The sequence below is a fragment of the Agromyces sp. Y782 genome (genome assembly GCF_059445405.1).
This window is the reverse complement of sequence record NZ_JCAIUG010000001.1, coordinates 54,605-70,886: the sequence shown is the minus strand read 5'-3', so window position 1 is coordinate 70,886 and position 16,282 is coordinate 54,605. Positions and strand designations below refer to the sequence as shown.

General features: G+C 69.3%; 18 protein-coding genes. 12 read left to right on the top strand and 6 right to left on the bottom strand.

The features are described 5' to 3' along the window. The first annotated feature begins 80 nt into the window (after window positions 1–80). The 3 genes from AC1C2S_RS00345 to AC1C2S_RS00335 all read left to right on the top strand — a co-directional run bounded on the left by AC1C2S_RS00345 (window position 81) and on the right by AC1C2S_RS00335 (window position 3,272). Window positions 81–1,172: an aldo/keto reductase gene (locus tag AC1C2S_RS00345; RefSeq protein ID WP_495350553.1), complete on the top strand. Its 1,092-nt coding sequence runs from the start codon at window positions 81–83 to the stop codon at window positions 1,170–1,172. A gap of 74 nt (window positions 1,173–1,246) precedes the next feature. After that, the gene (locus AC1C2S_RS00340; protein ID WP_495350552.1) at window positions 1,247–2,632 is read left to right on the top strand and encodes a M16 family metallopeptidase; all 1,386 of its coding nucleotides are present in this window, start codon (window positions 1,247–1,249) and stop codon (window positions 2,630–2,632) included. A gap of 37 nt (window positions 2,633–2,669) precedes the next feature. Then, window positions 2,670–3,272 carry a histidine phosphatase family protein gene (locus AC1C2S_RS00335; RefSeq protein WP_495350551.1) on the top strand — a complete coding sequence of 201 codons (603 nt, stop codon included), beginning with the start codon at window positions 2,670–2,672 and terminating at the stop codon, window positions 3,270–3,272. 82 nt (window positions 3,273–3,354) lie between these two features. On the opposite strand, the gene AC1C2S_RS00330 is transcribed toward AC1C2S_RS00335, so the two are convergent. Beyond that, the gene (locus tag AC1C2S_RS00330; RefSeq protein ID WP_495350550.1) at window positions 3,355–3,828 is read right to left on the bottom strand and encodes a GNAT family N-acetyltransferase; all 474 of its coding nucleotides are present in this window, start codon (window positions 3,826–3,828) and stop codon (window positions 3,355–3,357) included. A 93-nt stretch (window positions 3,829–3,921) separates the two neighbouring features. Between AC1C2S_RS00330 and dapB the strand changes: the two genes are divergently transcribed. Next, window positions 3,922–4,674 carry a 4-hydroxy-tetrahydrodipicolinate reductase gene (gene dapB, locus AC1C2S_RS00325; RefSeq protein WP_495350549.1) on the top strand — a complete coding sequence of 251 codons (753 nt, stop codon included), beginning with the start codon at window positions 3,922–3,924 and terminating at the stop codon, window positions 4,672–4,674. A 22-nt stretch (window positions 4,675–4,696) separates the two neighbouring features. Further along, complete coding sequence (locus AC1C2S_RS00320; protein WP_495350548.1) at window positions 4,697–5,146, top strand: hypothetical protein; 450 nt, start codon at window positions 4,697–4,699, stop codon at window positions 5,144–5,146. Between the two features lie 23 nt (window positions 5,147–5,169). Here AC1C2S_RS00320 and AC1C2S_RS00315 read toward each other — a convergent pair whose 3' ends face one another. Genes AC1C2S_RS00315 through AC1C2S_RS00300 form a run of 4 tightly spaced genes read right to left on the bottom strand, consistent with a single transcriptional unit; the run spans window position 5,170 to window position 7,504 of the window. After that, window positions 5,170–6,075, bottom strand: a complete 906-nt coding sequence (locus tag AC1C2S_RS00315; protein WP_495350547.1) for a TIGR01777 family oxidoreductase — start codon at window positions 6,073–6,075, stop codon at window positions 5,170–5,172. Window positions 6,076–6,078: 3 nt separating this feature from the next. Beyond that, window positions 6,079–6,504 carry an OsmC family peroxiredoxin gene (locus AC1C2S_RS00310; protein WP_495350546.1) on the bottom strand — a complete coding sequence of 142 codons (426 nt, stop codon included), beginning with the start codon at window positions 6,502–6,504 and terminating at the stop codon, window positions 6,079–6,081. 54 nt (window positions 6,505–6,558) lie between these two features. Next, a complete protein-coding gene (locus tag AC1C2S_RS00305) occupies window positions 6,559–7,053 on the bottom strand; it encodes a DUF4395 domain-containing protein (protein WP_495353164.1) in 495 nt (164 codons plus the stop codon). Window positions 7,054–7,063: 10 nt separating this feature from the next. Then, a complete protein-coding gene (locus tag AC1C2S_RS00300; protein WP_495350545.1) occupies window positions 7,064–7,504 on the bottom strand; it encodes a thioredoxin family protein in 441 nt (146 codons plus the stop codon). 129 nt (window positions 7,505–7,633) lie between these two features. Between AC1C2S_RS00300 and AC1C2S_RS00295 the strand changes: the two genes are divergently transcribed. Both AC1C2S_RS00295 and AC1C2S_RS00290 read left to right on the top strand, forming a co-directional pair. Continuing rightward, the gene (locus tag AC1C2S_RS00295) at window positions 7,634–8,443 is read left to right on the top strand and encodes a thymidylate synthase (RefSeq protein WP_495350544.1); all 810 of its coding nucleotides are present in this window, start codon (window positions 7,634–7,636) and stop codon (window positions 8,441–8,443) included. A gap of 83 nt (window positions 8,444–8,526) precedes the next feature. After that, the gene (locus tag AC1C2S_RS00290; protein WP_495350543.1) at window positions 8,527–9,105 is read left to right on the top strand and encodes a dihydrofolate reductase; all 579 of its coding nucleotides are present in this window, start codon (window positions 8,527–8,529) and stop codon (window positions 9,103–9,105) included. Window positions 9,106–9,635: 530 nt separating this feature from the next. On the opposite strand, the gene AC1C2S_RS00285 is transcribed toward AC1C2S_RS00290, so the two are convergent. Continuing rightward, window positions 9,636–9,902, bottom strand: a complete 267-nt coding sequence (locus AC1C2S_RS00285; protein ID WP_495350542.1) for a hypothetical protein — start codon at window positions 9,900–9,902, stop codon at window positions 9,636–9,638. 169 nt (window positions 9,903–10,071) lie between these two features. On the opposite strand from AC1C2S_RS00285, the gene dapA reads away from it, so the two are divergent. The 5 genes from dapA to AC1C2S_RS00260 all read left to right on the top strand — a co-directional run bounded on the left by dapA (window position 10,072) and on the right by AC1C2S_RS00260 (window position 16,239). Continuing rightward, window positions 10,072–11,046, top strand: a complete 975-nt coding sequence (gene dapA / locus AC1C2S_RS00280) for a 4-hydroxy-tetrahydrodipicolinate synthase (protein WP_495350541.1) — start codon at window positions 10,072–10,074, stop codon at window positions 11,044–11,046. A gap of 87 nt (window positions 11,047–11,133) precedes the next feature. Continuing rightward, window positions 11,134–12,810, top strand: a complete 1,677-nt coding sequence (locus AC1C2S_RS00275; RefSeq protein WP_495350540.1) for a ribonuclease J — start codon at window positions 11,134–11,136, stop codon at window positions 12,808–12,810. Between the two features lie 371 nt (window positions 12,811–13,181). Continuing rightward, window positions 13,182–14,300, top strand: coding sequence for an efflux RND transporter periplasmic adaptor subunit (locus AC1C2S_RS00270; protein ID WP_495350539.1), 1,119 nt, complete (start codon window positions 13,182–13,184; stop codon window positions 14,298–14,300). After that, window positions 14,297–15,001, top strand: coding sequence for an ABC transporter ATP-binding protein (locus AC1C2S_RS00265; RefSeq protein WP_495350538.1), 705 nt, complete (start codon window positions 14,297–14,299; stop codon window positions 14,999–15,001). Before AC1C2S_RS00270 ends, AC1C2S_RS00265 begins: the two co-directional genes overlap by 4 nt. Next, window positions 14,998–16,239, top strand: a complete 1,242-nt coding sequence (locus tag AC1C2S_RS00260) for an ABC transporter permease (RefSeq protein WP_495350537.1) — start codon at window positions 14,998–15,000, stop codon at window positions 16,237–16,239. The genes AC1C2S_RS00265 and AC1C2S_RS00260 overlap by 4 nt, the downstream gene beginning before the upstream one ends. Window positions 16,240–16,282 lie beyond the last annotated feature (43 nt).

Here is a 16,282-nt window from a genome sequence, read left to right as displayed (position 1 = left end):
CACCCGCTGTTCCGCGGATCGCATACCCCGAGCACGTATCCACCCGTATCGTCGGAGTCAATCCTGGGGAGGAGGGGAGCGTGGCACGACGACACGTATACCGGGCACACACGGCGAGCGCCGGAGGGGCAACGCTCGCGTTGGCTGAGACGATGCCGCACGAGACGATGCCGCACGACGAGCTCTCGACGACGTTCGAGGGGCCTCACGTCGAGGTGGTCGCGACGAACCCGCTCTCGGGCCCCATCAAGGTGACTCGACGCGCCACGATCGGCGACACCGGGCTGAACGTTCACCCGCTGGCGCTCGGCGGCAGCACCTTCGGCTGGACCCTCAGCACCGAGCAGGCATTCGACGTGCTCGATCGCTTCGCGGGAGTCGGCGGGGCGCTGCTCGACACGGCCGACAGCTACGCCGCGGGCCGCAGCGAGTCGATCATCGGCAAGTGGATGGCCGCCCGCGGCACGCGCGATCGAATGGCCGTCATGACGAAGGTCGGACACCACCCCGACCACCGCGGGCTCGCGCCGGCCGAACTCGTCGTGGCCGTCGACGACTCGCTTCTGCGCCTCGGCGTCGACCGCATCGATCTGCTCTACTTCCACGGCGATGACCGTGACGTGCCGCTCGAAGAGAGCCTCGGCGCAGTCGACGCCCTGATCGCGGCGGGCAAGGTCCGCGCGATCGGCGCGGCCGACTTCACCCCCGAACGCCTCATCGAGGCGCGGGTGCTCGCCGCCAACGGCCTGCCCAGGTTCCAGGCGTACACGACGAAGTACAACCTCATGGATCGCCACCCGTTCGAGGGCGCTCCCGAGCTCGTTGCGCACGCGCAAGGACTCGCGGTGATGCCCTACTTCGGCCTGGCCAACGGATTCCTCGGCGGCCAGGTGCGTCGACGTGCCGACATTCGCCACGATGCTCGCGGCGAACGCCAGGCGCGCCACCTCGGGCGGCGCGGGCACCGGGTGCTCGCCGCCGTCGACGAGGTCGCCTTCGCGCACGGTGTGCAGCCCGCAGCGATCGCCCTCGCCTGGCTGCTCGCCAAGCCCACCGTGGTCGCTCCCGTCGTCAGCGCGAGCCGACCCGAGCAGGTCGATGCGCTCGTGGCCGCGGCATCCATCGAACTGGCGCGTTCTGAGATCGTCGAGCTCGACCGCGCCTCGGCCTGACGACGCCCGCGACGCAGACGACCGAACGGACGTCGTCTGAGCGCTTCTGCCGAGCGTGGCATAGGCTGAGCGGGATGAACGGCGCCGTTGACCTCCCACTCGGCCAGGCCGAACTCTCTTTCACGGCAGCAGGCGACGCGCGAGTTCGGCGCAGCGTGCTCCCATCGGGGGTTCGGGTGCTCAGCGAACAGGTGCCCGGCAGTCGCAGTGTGACGATCGGGTTCTGGGTGGCGGTCGGCTCTCGAGACGAGCAGCGAGCGGATGCCGCGCACCCGGCGACGTACGGATCGACGCACTTCCTCGAACACCTCCTCTTCAAGGGCACGACGACGCGGTCGGCTCTCGACATCGCCATCTCCTTCGACGCGGTCGGCGGCGAGCACAACGCGCTCACGGCGAAGGAGTACACGTGCTACTACGCGAAGGTGCAAGACCGCGACTTGCCGATGGCCGTCGCCGTGCTCGCCGACATGTTCACCTCCTCACTCCTCGACCCGGTCGAGTTCGAGAGCGAGCGCGGCGTCATCCTCGAAGAGTTGTCGATGGCGGGTGACGACCCCGGCGATATCGCGAACGAGCGTTTCTTCGAATCGGTGCTCGGCCGCCATCCCCTCGGCCGACCCATCGGCGGCAACCCCGAGACCATCCGCGGAGCCACCCGCGACGGCGTGTGGGAGCACTACCGGGCGAACTACCGGCCGCAAGACCTCGTCGTCACCGTCGCCGGCGCCGTCGACCACGACTTGCTCCTCGCCGAGCTCGATCGGGCACTCGCCACGGCCGGATGGGACGTATCGGTCGCTGCGCTACCGGTGGACCGCCGGCCGGTCGAGCCCGTCGTGCTCGAAGCCGGCCCGGCGCTCACGGTCGTCGCGCGCCCGACAGAACAGGTGAACCTCCTGCTCGGGGTGCCCGGGCTCGTCGCAACCGATGATCGACGCCCCACGATGAGCGTGCTGAACGCGATCTTCGGTTCCGGCATGTCCTCCCGGCTTTTCCAACAGGTGCGCGAACGTCGCGGCCTCGCGTACTCCGTCTACTCCTTCGCTCCCGGATACTCCGACGCCGGGCTCTTCGGCATGTACGCCGGATGCGCACCCGCCAAGGCGGGCATCGTCGCCGAGCTCATGCGCGACGAACTCGGACGCCTCGCCGAGCACGGGGTGACCGCCGATGAACTCCGACGGGCATCCGGCCAGCTCGCGGGTGCCTCCGCGCTCGCTCTCGAAGACTCCGACACCCGGATGTCCCGACTCGGCCGGGCCGAACTGACCCTCGGCGAGTTCGCCGATCTCGATGAGGCCTTGCGGCGCATCGCACTCGTCACCGCCGACGATGTGCAACGTCTCGCCGCAGACCTCATCGACCGCCCGTTCTCGCTCGTCGCCGTCGGCGCGATCGACGAATCGGCATTCACCGGTGCGACCGATGCGGTCGCCTCGAGCTCCGACGTCGCCTGAGCGCGGCACCCGACCCGCAACAGAGGAACCGATACCTGTGGCAAACCATCTCTACCTCGTCCGGCATGGCGAGCAGCTCGACGCCGAGCACGGCCTGCCCGACGGGCCCCTCTCGCCGCGCGGGCGCCGTCAGGCCGAACTCCTCGCGGAGCGCCTCGGCGGGGTCCCGTTCGACAACGCCTGGCACTCGCCGCTGCAGCGGGCGACCGAGACGGCGGCGATCATCGCGGCGAAGATGCCGGCCCTGAACCCCGAGCCTTCGGCGTTGCTCTTCGACTGCGTTCCGTCGGGGCCCGCTCCCGAGACGCCGAAGGCGTACGATCCGTTCTTCGGGTCGGTCACCGAGGCCGAGATCGAGGCGGGCAGTGCGCAGATGGCCGACGCGGCTGCGGAGTTCCTCCGCTCGCACCGTGAAGACCGGCACGAGCTGCTGATCACCCACAACTTCGTCATCGGCTGGTTCGTGCGCGAGGTGCTCGGCGCCCCCGACTGGCGATGGGTCTCGCTCAACCAGGCGAACTGCGCGTTGACCGTGCTCACGCAGCGGCCCGGTCGGCCGTGGAGTCTGGTCGCGCACAACGACATCGCCCATCTGCCGCCAGAGCTCCGAACGGGTTTGCCCGAGCCCTACGCGCTCTGAAGTTCGCTGAGCCTGCTTTGAGGTTCGCTGAGCCTGCTCTGAGGTTCGCTGAGCCTGTCGAAGCGAGCGCCGGCGACCCCGATCACCCCGCGAGGCGTTTGCCGAACCAGTGCGTCGCGTTCGGGTTCTCGTTGTACGGCTCGATCTCGAGGTAGCCGCTCGAACGGTAGAGTCCGCCGGCCGCCTCGAGGCTCGCATTCGTGTCGAGCACGAGCTCGCGTGCCCCGAATTCCGTCGCACGCAGCTCGAGCTCCTCGAGCAGTCGCCGCCCCTCGCCAGATCCGCGCGCCGCCGGAGCGAGCCAGAGATGCTTGATCTCGAAGCTGCCGTCGCGATGCTGCAGGCCTCGCACACCGCCGCATCCGACCGCCGCACCAGACTCGTCGACCGCGAGGATGAAGATGCCCGCCGGGGGAGTGAACTGCGCCTGGTCCGGCCAGGCAGGCCGGTACTCGCCCTGCGCGGCGGGGAATCCGGTTGCGCGTTCGGCGAAATACGCGCCGAGCAGCGCGAGCGCGTCGGCGTCGGTCACTGAGGCGTCTCGGAAGCGCAGCATGCACCCACACTATTTGAGCACGGGCAGCGGATGCCGCAGCCGGGCCCACCCCGAGGCATCCGTACCCTCATGCGCGCTTGCTAGGGTGAAGCGGTGACGATACGGGTCGCCGTGGCCGGGGCCACAGGCAAGATGGGGCAACTGGCCGTTCGACTGATCGAGGAGGCCGAAGACCTCGAGCTCCACGCAGCGCTCGATTCCCGCTCGAGCCTCGACCTCATGCTGGGCGCAGACGTCGCGCTCGATGTCACGCATCCGGGAGTGAGCGCCGAGATCGTCGAGTTCGCAGCAGGGGCCGGTATTCCGATCGTCGTCGGCACCTCGGGTTGGTCGAGCGATCGCATCGCCGACATCTCGGCATTCGTGCGCGGCCATGCTGACGCAGGCGCGGTGCTGTTCATTCCGAACTTCTCGATCGGCAGCGTGCTCGGCACCGCCTTCGCCGCCCTCGCGGCTCCCTACTTCGACTCGATCGAGATCGTCGAGGCGCACCACGCCGGCAAGGTCGACTCGCCGTCGGGCACGGCCGTGCGCACGGCAGAGCTCATCGGCGATGCTCGTGGTCGAGGCGGGCCGGTCGCGGCCCCCCACGCCGACCAGCGCGCTCGCGGGCAGCTCGTGAGCGGCGTGCCCGTGCACAGCTTGCGCCTGTCGGGCGTCTCGGCCGAGCAGCGCGTGATCTTCGGCGGCGATGGCGAGACGCTCACGATCACTCACTCCACACTCTCGCCGAGCTCGTACGAGACCGGCATTCTGCTCGCCCTGCGCAGCGCCCCCGAGGCATCCGGAGTCACCGTGGGGCTCGACAAGCTGCTCGACCTCGGGGTACCGGGCGCCACCCGATGACCGAGAAGACGGGCACCACCCGATGACCAAGATGATCGGCGCGCTCATCATGGCCGCGCTCCTCGTGCTCTACCTCGTGCTCGTCGGCTGGCGCGCGGTGCAGTTCATGGGCACGGGGGAGCCGATCGCGATCGCCATGGGTGTCGCGCTCTTGGTGCTGCCCCTCATCGCCGTCTGGGCGCTCTGGCGGGAACTTTCGTTCGGCATCGGTTCTCAGGCGCTCGTGAAGCGTCTCGACGCAGAGGGCGGTCTCGATCTGCAGCTGCCGCTCCTACCGAGCGGCCGACCCGAGCGGGCGGCTGCCGCTGCCGCGCTCGACGCGTTCCGGGCCGCGGCAGCGGCCGAGCCCGGGTCGTGGCGGTCGGCGTTCCGACTCGGCCTCGCCTACGACGCCGCCGGCGACCGGCGGAACGCCAGACAGGCCGTGCGGCGAGCCCTCGATCTGGAGCGCTCGGAGCGCTCGGAGCGCTGAACTCTCGACGAAGCGTCGCCCGGCTAGCCAACCGGCGCGTGCGGCGCGCTGAGCATCGCATCGAGCGCCGACTCGACCGTGGTGTGTCGGAAGCGATAGCCGCCGTCAATGAGTCGCTGCGGTCGCACCTTCTGGCTCGCGAGCAGGAGTTCGTCGGCGGCGCGGCCGAGGGCGATCTCGAGCACGCGCTCGGGCACGCCGAACACGTAGGGCCGCCGCATGCGTTCGGCCATCGCGGTCATCACCCGATCGGCCGTCGCCGGTGTAGGCCCGACGATGTTGACGGCGCCTGACATGGGGGAGCCGAGCAGGTGCACGATCGCGCCGACCTCGTCGTCGAGGGCGACCCAGGGCCAGTGCTGGCCACCGGTGCCGAGGCGCCCTGAGACCCCGAGCCGGGTCAGCGTGCCGACCCGTTTCAATGCACCGCCACGGCCGACGACGACCCCGGTGCGGAAGACGACGGTGCGGGTCTCTTCCGGCGCGAGCTGCGCCGCGGCCTCCCACCGGGCGACGACTTCGGCGAGGAAGCCGGAGCCCGGGCTCGAATGTTCGGTGAGGAGCTCGCCGGGCCGGTCGCCGTAATAGCCGACCGCCGAGGCGTTGAGGAACACCGCGGGCGGGCGCCGCGCCTTGCGCATCGCATCGGCGAGCGTGCGAGTCGCCGTGACGCGCGACTCGAGGATCTCGCCGCGGTAGGACTTCGTCCACGGAAGACGTGCGAGCGAGGCACCCGAGAGGTTCACGACCGCATCGACCCGATCCATGACGGTGAAGTCGATGATGCCGGCCGCAGGCGACCATGCCGCCTCGTCGAGCCCTTGCGCGCGACGGCGTACGAGACGCACCACCTCGTGCCCGTCAGCGGTCAGTCTGCCGACGAGCGCGGTGCCGATGAATCCGGATGCGCCGGCGACGAGAACCCGCATCACTCAGGCGAGTTCGGCTTCGATCGTGATCGGAATCCCGGCGAGCGCCTGGGAGATCGGGCAGTTCTTCTTCGCGTCTTCTGCGAGCACCTCGAACTGCTCTTCGGTCAGGCCCGGCACGCGGGCGCTCACGAGCAGGTGACTGCCGAGCACGCCCTTGCCGGCCTCGAACGTGACCGCCGCGGTGGTCTGGATGCTCTCGGCCGGTGTGCCCGCTTGCGCGAGTCCGAGCGAGAGGGCCATCGAGAAACACGAGGAGTGGGCCGCCGCGAGCAGTTCTTCGGGGTTCGTCGTTCCGGCCGTACCCTCGGAGCGGGCCTTCCAGTTCACCGGGAAGGTGGCGAGACCCGAGGAGTCGAGGGCGACGTCGCCCGATCCCTCGAAGAGCGTGCCTTTCCAGACGGTGGTCGCTTCACTCGTGACTGCCATGTGGTCCTCCTCGTCGAGCCGGGCTTCCAGCCTAGCGGCGCGCGCGCCCGACGGTCAGGTTCGAGCGACGATCCGCGCCCGCGCGAGGAGCAGGTAGATCTGGCAGCCCAAGCAGAAGTCGAACGCGGCATTCAGGAACGCCGCGACGAACGCGATCGCCGCGGCGATCGGCACCGCGTACGGCAGACCGAGCAGCGACAGGATGACGCCGGCGACCGCGACGGCGAAGCCGACTCCCTGCGCGAACGTCGGCGGACGCGGATCTTCGAGCTCGGTCGGTGGCGCGATTCGCGGACGCACGAGCTTCGCGAAGATCAGGCCGAACGGATGCCGACGGATGCCCGCGAACGCACCCCACGCGAACAGGAGCGTGATGGCCGCGAGCAGCCAGAACGCCGCGTCGGCCGCACCGGCGACCGAGAGCACCACGGTGACGAGGAGCAGGGTCGCGGTGATCGCAGCGCCGAAGCGCGGACCGCGCGGGTCGATGCCCTGGGCTCCTCGAGCGGATGCCGCATCCTCGGCGGATGCCGATTGCTCGTCGCGCACAGTGGTGGGGTCAGTGGGAGATGGCACTGCTGCTCCTCAGGAGATCGTCGAGTCGTTCCCGCACCGCGGCGGCACGGGGCAGGCCGGCGATGCGAGCGCGGACCGCGCCTTCACCGTCGAGCAGGAGGGTCGTGGGGGTCTCGGTCACGCGGAAGCGGCCGGCGAGGTCGGGCCGATGCGTGAGGTCGACGACGATGTGGGCTGCGCCTTCGTGTTCGTGCGCGAGCTGCCCGAGCAGGCGACCGGTCGCCGGGCAACGGGCGCAGAACTCGGTCGAGAACTGCACCAGCGTGGCGCGCTCGCCGAACGCCTCGACACCGAGCTCCCCCGGTCGGACCGTGTCGCCCGATCCCTGCCGCGCGATGCCCTGCCGCGAGCGCCACGCGAGACCGACCGCCGTCGCGGCCACGAGCAGCGCGGCGCCCGTCGCGAGGGCGGTGAGCCAATCCATGCGTCGAGCGTACGCAGCGGCCGGTGCGCCCGGGGGAGTGTGACCGAGGATGACGCAGGCTCGCAGCATCCCCTCATCCGACGGCCCGCCTCGGCCTAGATGTCGCCGGCCCGCGTTAGCCTTGAGGGGATGGCCGAGACGATTCCCACACCGTACGAAGACCTGCTGCGCGACGTGCTCGAGCACGGCACGGTCAAGACCGATCGCACGGGCACCGGCACGCGCAGCGTGTTCGGGCGGCAGCTGCGGTTCGACCTCTCGGCGGGCTTCCCGCTCGTGACCACCAAACGCGTGCACTTCAAGTCGATCGCCTACGAGCTGCTGTGGTTCCTGCAGGGCTCGTCGAACGTCGGCTGGCTTCGTGAGCACGGCGTCACCATCTGGGACGAGTGGGCCGATGCCGCGGGCGAACTCGGTCCCGTCTACGGTGTGCAGTGGCGTTCGTGGCCGACGCCGTCGGGCGAGACGATCGACCAGATCTCGCAGGTCGTCGAGCAGATCCGCACGGACCCCGACTCTCGCCGCCTCATCGTCTCGGCGTGGAACCCGGCCGACATCCCCGACATGGCGCTCGCGCCGTGCCACGCGCTCTTCCAGTTCTACGTCGCCGACGGCAAGCTCTCGTGCCAGCTCTATCAGCGCAGCGCCGACCTCTTCCTCGGCGTGCCCTTCAACATCGCCTCCTACGCGTTGCTCACGCACATGGTCGCCGCGCAGACCGGGCTCGAGGTCGGTGACTTCGTCTGGACCGGCGGCGACTGCCACATCTACGACAACCACGTCGAGCAGGTGCGCCTCCAGCTCGAGCGCGACCCGTTCCCCGCGCCGACCCTGCGCTTGGCTCGCACCCCCGACTCGATCTTCGACTACGAGTTCGACGACTTCATCGTCGAGGGCTACCAGCACCACCCGCCCATCCGCGCTGCCGTCGCCGTATGAGTCGAGCGGATGCCGCGGCGCCCGTCGATGCGTCGCCCATGGCCCCGTCGCCCATGGCCCCGTCGCCCATGGCCCCGTCGCCCATGGCTCCTCGTGTCGGTCTGATCTGGGCAGAGGCAGAAGGCCACGTCATCGGCCGCAACGGTGGCATGCCGTGGCATGTGCCCGAAGATCTCGCGCACTTCAAGTCCGTCACTCTCGGGAGCCCCGTCGTGATGGGCCGCAAGACGTGGGAATCGCTGTCTGCGCGCTATCGCCCGCTTCCGGGGCGCCGCAACATCGTCGTCACCCGCCAGCCCGATTGGGCGGCGGAAGGCGCCGACGTCGCGGCATCCATCGATGACGCACTCGCCCTCGTCGCGCAAGACGACGTCGAACGCGTGTGGTTCATCGGCGGCGGGCAGCTGTATGCGGAGGCTCTCGGACTGGCCGATCGCCTCGAGATCACCGAGCTCCGCCACTCTGAGGGCGATGCATTCGTGCCCATTGATGGCGATGTGCACGCCCCGGCGATCCCTGCCGTGTTCAAGCTCACGGCATCGGATCCGCTCGTCGGCGAGCATCTCTCCCGCTCCGGAATCCGCTACCGATGGTGTCGCTACGATCGCGATCGACCGACATCACGACTGCCGCGGTCCGCGACTGATCACGGTCGCACCTGACACGAGCGCCTGACACGAGCGCCTGACACGAGCGCCTGACCACGATCAGACCCACCACGGTGGGCCCGACCAGGATCAGCCGAGCGACCCGAAAGACGGACTCGAGCCGCGTTCAGACCGCGCGACTCCTGAATGCAAGGACACTGCGCGTCAACGATCCGTTGTCCTTGTGTTCAGGAGGCGGCGTTTGTCCTTGTGTTCGGGAGGCGGCGTTTGTCCTTGTGTTCGGGAGGCGGCGTTTGTCCTTGTCTTCAGGAGCGTTTGTCCTTGTGTTCGGGAGGCGGCGTTTGTCTGTTGGTATCAGTGTTTGTCCTTTGGCATGTATGAGGAGTCGGCGTTCGTCCGTGTTCCAAGACGGCGCTCGTCCTTGTGTTCAGGAGTCGAGGGGCGTTTCCGATCAGAGGTCGTTCTCTTGCTCGCGTGACGGCGAGGCGCGGTCCGTCCGAAGCCGGGTACTCCTCAACAGGCGCCGGTCGACGCCAGCTCGGCACGGGACGGTTCGAAGACGTCGTCCTCCAGGCTGGAGGCGGTCATGCTCGGGTATGCGATACGAACGGGAGACGGCCGCCCTCGGCGGCATTGCGAGACGATCCGATCTGCGACGAATGGCGCTCGACGATGAAACCGTGCGCATCCTCGTCGCGCATGGCCGACTGCTTCGTGTGCGTCAGGCTTGGTATGCGCTGCCCGACACGGATGTAGACGTCATGCGGGCATGCGAGATCGGCGGCCGTCTCGCCTGCGGGAGCGCACTTCGCTTCCACGGCGCGCTCGTCGCCGACGACGGCGTTCTGCACGTCGAGATGCCTGCGAACGCGGTGGCTCGCGCCAGGCGCGACGAACAGTGGAACGTGAGGCTTCACTGGTCGCGGCATCCATCGAATGGGAATCGGGCTGCGGTCGATGCTGAGGCCGCGTGGTTGCAGTGGGAGCGATGCGTGCGGGCGGGACGATAGCCTTGACCACGTGGCTCAAGATAATCCCTTCGGACAAGTGCTCGTCGCGCTCGTCACGCCGATGACGGCGGACGGCGAGGTCGATTGGCCAGGGGTCGAGAAGCACATCGACGATGTCATCTCGGCCGGCGCCGACGGCATCGTCGTCACCGGCACCACGGGCGAGACCTCGACGCTCACCGACCCCGAGAAGATCAAGCTCGTCGAGGTCGGCAAAGACGTCGCCGCCGGCCGCGCGAAGATCATCACGGGCGGCGGCTCGAACGAGACCGCGCACGCCATCGAGCTCTACAAGCACAGCGAGCAGGCCGGCGCCGACGGCATCATGATCGTCACGCCGTACTACAACAAGCCGACGCAGGCGGGCATCCTCACGCACTTCCGTCTGGTTGCCGACGCCACCGACCTGCCGGTCATCCTCTACGACATCCCGGCTCGCACCGGGGTGCCCATCATGTACGAGACGATCCTGCGGCTCGCCAAGCACCCGAACATCCTCGCCGTGAAAGACGCCAAGGGCGACTTCTCCGAGGTGAGCCGAGTGCTGAACCAGACCGACCTCATGTACTTCTCAGGTGACGACGCCAACGTGCTGCCGCACCTCTCGATCGGCGCGACCGGGCTCATCGGCATCACGGCGAACGTCGCACCGGCGCCGTATCGCCAGATGATCGACGCCGTGAACGCGGGCGACCTGGCAACGGCGACCGCCGCGCATCAGCAGCTCGAACCGCTCGTGCGCGCCGTCATGACGCACGTGCCGGGCACGGTCGCCGCGAAGTACATCCTGCACGGCCTCGGTCGCATCGCCAGCCCGCGCGTGCGCCTGCCCCTCGTCGGCCCCGAAGAGTGGGAGGCCGCCCTCATCGAAGACGAGATCGACCACGTCACGGGCATCCCGGGCGCCGACTTCCACAACTTCCGCCCCGACCGCAACGCCGCCGCGGGCGGCGCGCTGCCGAAGGTGGCGGGCACCACGCGCTAGTCGCACGCACGAGCTCGCTCGCGCCATGAGACATCCGCGGCCCTGAATGGCCGCACCGAACTGAACACCGCAACAGAAGGAGGGCCCATGCCCGACGTCGTCATCGATCCTGCCCCGCTCGAGGCCGGAACGCTCCGCATCATCCCCATCGGCGGCCTGGGGGAGGTCGGCCGCAACATGACCAGCTACGAGATCGACGGCAAGATCCTCATCGTCGACTGCGGCGTGCTGTTCCCCGAAGAGCACCAGCCGGGCGTCGACCTGATCCTGCCCGACTTCGGCTTCTTGAAGGAGCGCCTCGACGATGTCGTCGGCGTCGTGCTGACACACGGTCACGAAGACCACATCGGTGCGGTGCCGTACCTGCTGAAGCTCCGCGGTGACATTCCCCTGATGGGCTCGCAGCTCACGCTCGCGCTCGTGGAGGCGAAGCTCAAGGAGCACCGCATCCAGCCCTACAGCCTCACGGTGAAAGAGGGCCAGCACGAGCAGATCGGCCCGTTCCGGCTCGAGTTCATCGCCGTGAACCACTCGATCCCCGACGCGCTCGCCGTGGCGATCAAGACCGACGGCGGCACCGTGCTCGCGACCGGCGACTTCAAGATGGACCAGCTGCCGCTCGACGGGCGCCTCACCGACCTGCGCGAGTTCGCGCGTCTCGGCGAAGAGGGCGTCGACCTCTTCATGGTCGATTCGACGAACGCGGATGTCCCGGGCTTCACCCCACTCGAGCGTTCGATCGGTCCCGTGCTCGACGAGGTCATCAACCGTGCTCCCCGCCGCGTCATCGTCGCGAGCTTCTCGAGCCACGTGCACCGCGTGCAGCAGGTGCTCGACGCCGCGTGGGCGAACCACCGCCGTGTCGCGCTCCTCGGTCGCAGCATGGTGCGCAACATGACGATCGCGGCCGACCTCGGCTACCTGAATGTGCCCGAGGGCGTGCTCATCGACTACAAGAAGGCCGGCAACATCCCCGACGACCAGATCGTCTACATGTCGACGGGTTCGCAGGGCGAGCCGATGGCGGTGCTCTCCCGCATGGCGAATCGCGACCACCAGATCGAGGTCGGCGAGGGCGACACGGTGATTCTCGCATCGAGCCTGATCCCGGGCAATGAGAACGCGGTCTACCGAGTGATCGACGGCCTCACGAAGCTCGGTGCGAACGTCGTGCACAAGGCGAACGCGAAGGTGCACGTCTCGGGCCACGCGGCCGCCGGCGAGCTGCTCTACTGCTACAACATCCTGAAGCCGAAGAACGTGCTGCCGATCCACGGCGAGTACCGGCACCTCTTCGCCAACGCGAAGCTCGCGCAAGACACGGGCATCCCCGCGAAGAACACCTTCATCGGCGAGAACGGCTCGGTCTACGACCTGCGGGGCGGCGTGCTGCGGGTGGTGGGTCAGCTCGACCTCGGCTTCGTCTACGTCGACGGCTCGACGGTCGGCGAGATCACCGACGCCGACCTGAAGGATCGCCGCATCCTCGCCGAGGAGGGATTCATCTCCGTCATCGTCGTCGTCGACGCGTCGACGGGTCGGGTCATCACCGGGCCCGAGATCCACGCGCGCGGTTTCGCCGAAGACGCGTCGGTGTTCGACGACGTCAAGCCGAAGATCATCGAGGCGCTCGCCGAGGCGGCGCAGAACGGCGTTCGTGATTCGCACGCACTCTCGCAGATCTTGCGCCGTGTACTCGGCGGCTGGGTGAACCGTCGCCTGCGCCGTCGGCCCATGCTCGTGCCGCTCGTCATCGAGGCGTAGCCCGGCGAGGCGCGCTCGTCATCGGGGCGGTCGCTGGGGCGAGCCTCGGCGACGGCCGGCGATGACGGGCGCGTCGGCGACCGCGTCGCCCCGCCCCGAGTCCTCCTGGCGCCGTCGATGGCGCTCAGCGCAGTCGGCCTGCTCGTGGCCGCGATCACGACTGCCCCGTAGCGCTCCTGCTTCCGGCGGCGGCCCTGATCCTCGTGGGCCGAGGTGCACGGTCGCGGCGGCGTCGGCCCGGCCCGCGGCATCCGCTCGGTTCGGTCTCGTCGCAACGCTCGTCGATACCGGTGGCCCCCGAGTCGGGGATGACCCCGAATCCTCCCTGAGAGGGATTCCGCGGGGCGCTCCGAATCCCTAAGGTGGTGGGGATGCCCGGCGGCCCCTACGGCTGGGCGACCCGACGAAGGAGTGCCGTGGGCGTCTGGCGCAAGTGGATTTTCCCGACCGTACGCATCGTGATGGTGGCGGTGATCGCGATCGCACTCGCGAAGCTCGCGTTCTTCCCCGATCGGGCCGAGGCCGACGCAGAGGTGATCTCGCCCACGGGCACGGTGTCCGAGCCGCAGGCCGTCGTGGCACGCGGTTCCATCGCGAACGACGTCGTGCTCACCGGCACCGTGAACGCGGATGCCTCGGCGCCCGTCAAGGCGACGGGCACCGGCACGGTCGACGAGGTCTTCGCGACGGCGGGGCAGCAGGTCGCCGCCGGACAGAAGATCTTCGACATCAAGGTCGAGGATCCGGTCGAACCGGTCGAGTCGACGGGCCCCGACGGCCTGCCGACGGTCACGGTGCCGCGTGCGAGCTTCCACTTCGAGAAGGTGCTCGCGCCGACGGCGGGCGTGCTCTCCTCCCTCGATGTCATCGCGGGCCAACCGGTCGCCACGGGGGATGTCGCGGGCCAGGTCGCCCCGCCGAGCTTCAACGTGACGGCGACGCTGAGTCCCGAACAGCAGTATCGGCTGACGAGTGCGCCGACCGAGGCGGCCGTGACCATCGCGGGCGGTCCGGCGCCCTTCACGTGCGGGGGCCTGGTGATCTCGACGCCGCTGTCGGGCGCCGGCAGCAGCCCGACCGGATCGGCCGCGGGTGCGGCCGGTGGCGCTGGTGCAGGCGCCGGTGGCGAGGCATCCGGAGGCACGACTGTGCGTTGCGCCGTGCCCGGCGACGTGCGTGTCTTCCCCGGCCTCTCCGCCCAGGTCACGATCTCCGCGGGCAGCGCCGACGACGTCCTCGTCGTGCCGATCACCGCGGTCGAGGGCGGCGCCGAGACCGGCGTGGTGTGGCTCGTGACGCCCGACGGCGAACGCACCGAGCAGCCCGTACGCCTCGGCCTGAGCGACGGCAGCCAGGTCGAGGTCGTCGAAGGCGTCGCCGAGGGCGATCAGGTGCTGCAGTTCGTGCCCGGTGCGCCAGGCGACAGCGGCGCTGAGGGCTGCGTGCAGACGCCCGACGGCATGATGACGTGCGGAACCGTCACGAAATGACGCTCGTCGAAGCACGCGGCGTCGGTCGCACGGTGGAACTCGCCGACGGGCATCCGCTCACGATCCTCTCGGGCGTCGACCTCACGGTCTTCGAAGGCGACCGAATCTCGATCGTCGGCCGCTCGGGCTCGGGAAAGTCGACGTTTCTGAACCTGCTCGGCCTTCTCGACACGCCGACCGAGGGCGAGCTCGCGTTCCTCGGGCACGACGTGCGGCGCATCGGCAGCGGCGCGCGCGATCGGCTGCGCGGGCGCGAGATCGGCTTCGTGTTCCAGCAGTTCAACCTGCTGCCAGGTCGCACAGCCCTCGAGAACGTGCAGACGCCGCTGCTGTATTCGGGCGGGCGCGAGTTCTGGCAGCGCGAGCGCATCGCCCGCGACATGCTCGAACGCGTCGGACTGGGGGAGCGGCTGTCGACGAAGCCCGAGCGACTGTCGGGCGGCGAGCAGCAGCGGGTGGCCATCGCACGTGCGCTCGTGCGCCGGCCGCGGCTGATCCTCGCCGACGAGCCGACCGGTGCCCTCGACCTCGAGACCGGTGCCGAAGTGATGGCGCTCATCGAGTCCGTTGCCGTCGAGACCGGTGCCGCTCTCGTGACGATCACGCACGACCCCGCGATCGCCGCGCGTGCCAACCGGCACTTCCGGCTCGTGAGCGGGCGACTCGAGACGACGGATGCCTCGGCTGAGGCAGTCGCATGACCGGCTGGCTGGCCCGCACCGCGACGGGCATGGTGAGCACGGTCGTCGAGGCCCTCGAAGAGTTGCGCATCCACCGCGGACGCGTGCTGCTGTCGCTCATCGGCGTCGCCGTCGCCGTGTGCGCGCTCGCGACCGTGGTCGCCGGGGCTGCGATCGCCGAGCAGGCCGGCCGCGAGATGCAGGAGCGCTATGGCGGGCGACCCGCGACGGTGTCGCTCAACGTCAGCTCGGCGAGCGGAGCCGTCGACACCGAGGCTGCGGCCGCCGCGTGGCAGACCGCGCTCGACCGTCACGAGATCGAATATGCGAGCCGCTCGGGTTGGGGCAGCCTCACGGTGCAATTCGTCGACGGCGCGGTGCCGGTGCAGATGCAGGTCGTCGATCCCGACTTCGGCATCATGCACCGCGTGCGCCTGATGGAGGGGGTCTGGTTCTCCGAGCGCGATGCCGATCGGCTGGCACCGGCGGTCATCGTGAGCGAGGCCTTCTGGGAACGGCTCGGGAGTCCGTCGCTCGCAACCCATCCGACGGTCGAACTGATCGGGAAGGGCCAGACCACGGGCGTGATCATCGGCGTCACTCCCGCGCAGAGCGAGTGGGACACCGAGCCGAGCGGGTTCATCCTGGCCGACGGGTTCCTGCCGCTGCAGTCTGCGACGCCCGATCCGATGATGGGCGAGTACATGCCGTCGTACGAGATGTGGGTTCCCGACGGCTCGGCCGACGAGCTCACCGAGTCGATGAAGCAGGCCTTCATGGCCGAACTGGGTGGAGGCGCGACGGTCGACGGATATCGCACCGACTACGCGGCCCAAGAGGGCGACCCGTTCCTGCCGATCAAGCTCCTCGTCACCGGGGTGGCGGTCGTGATCCTGCTGCTCGGTGCGCTCGGCCTCCTGACGATCGCGCTCGTGACCGTGCGCGGCCGCATCAGGGAGATCGGAGTGCGGCGCTCGTTCGGTGCGACCGCCGGGAGGGTGTTCTTCTCCGTGCTCATGGAGACCGTGGTCGGCACCTTCGTGGCGGGCGTCGTCGGCGTCGGAGTCGCCATCGCGCTCGTGCGCAGCCCGCTCATGGGCATGGCGCTGGGCGGCGTCGAGGTGCAGGACCTTCCCGGATTCCCGATCGAGGCGGCGGTCATCGGCATCGGCGCGGCGGTCGCGGTGGGCGCGCTCGCGGGTCTCCTGCCTGCGCTCGGCGCGGTGCGCGTGAAGGTCATCGACGCGATCCGATTCTGAGGGTTCGGAGGCTCTGAACTGCGGAGTACTTCGCCGAGTCGTT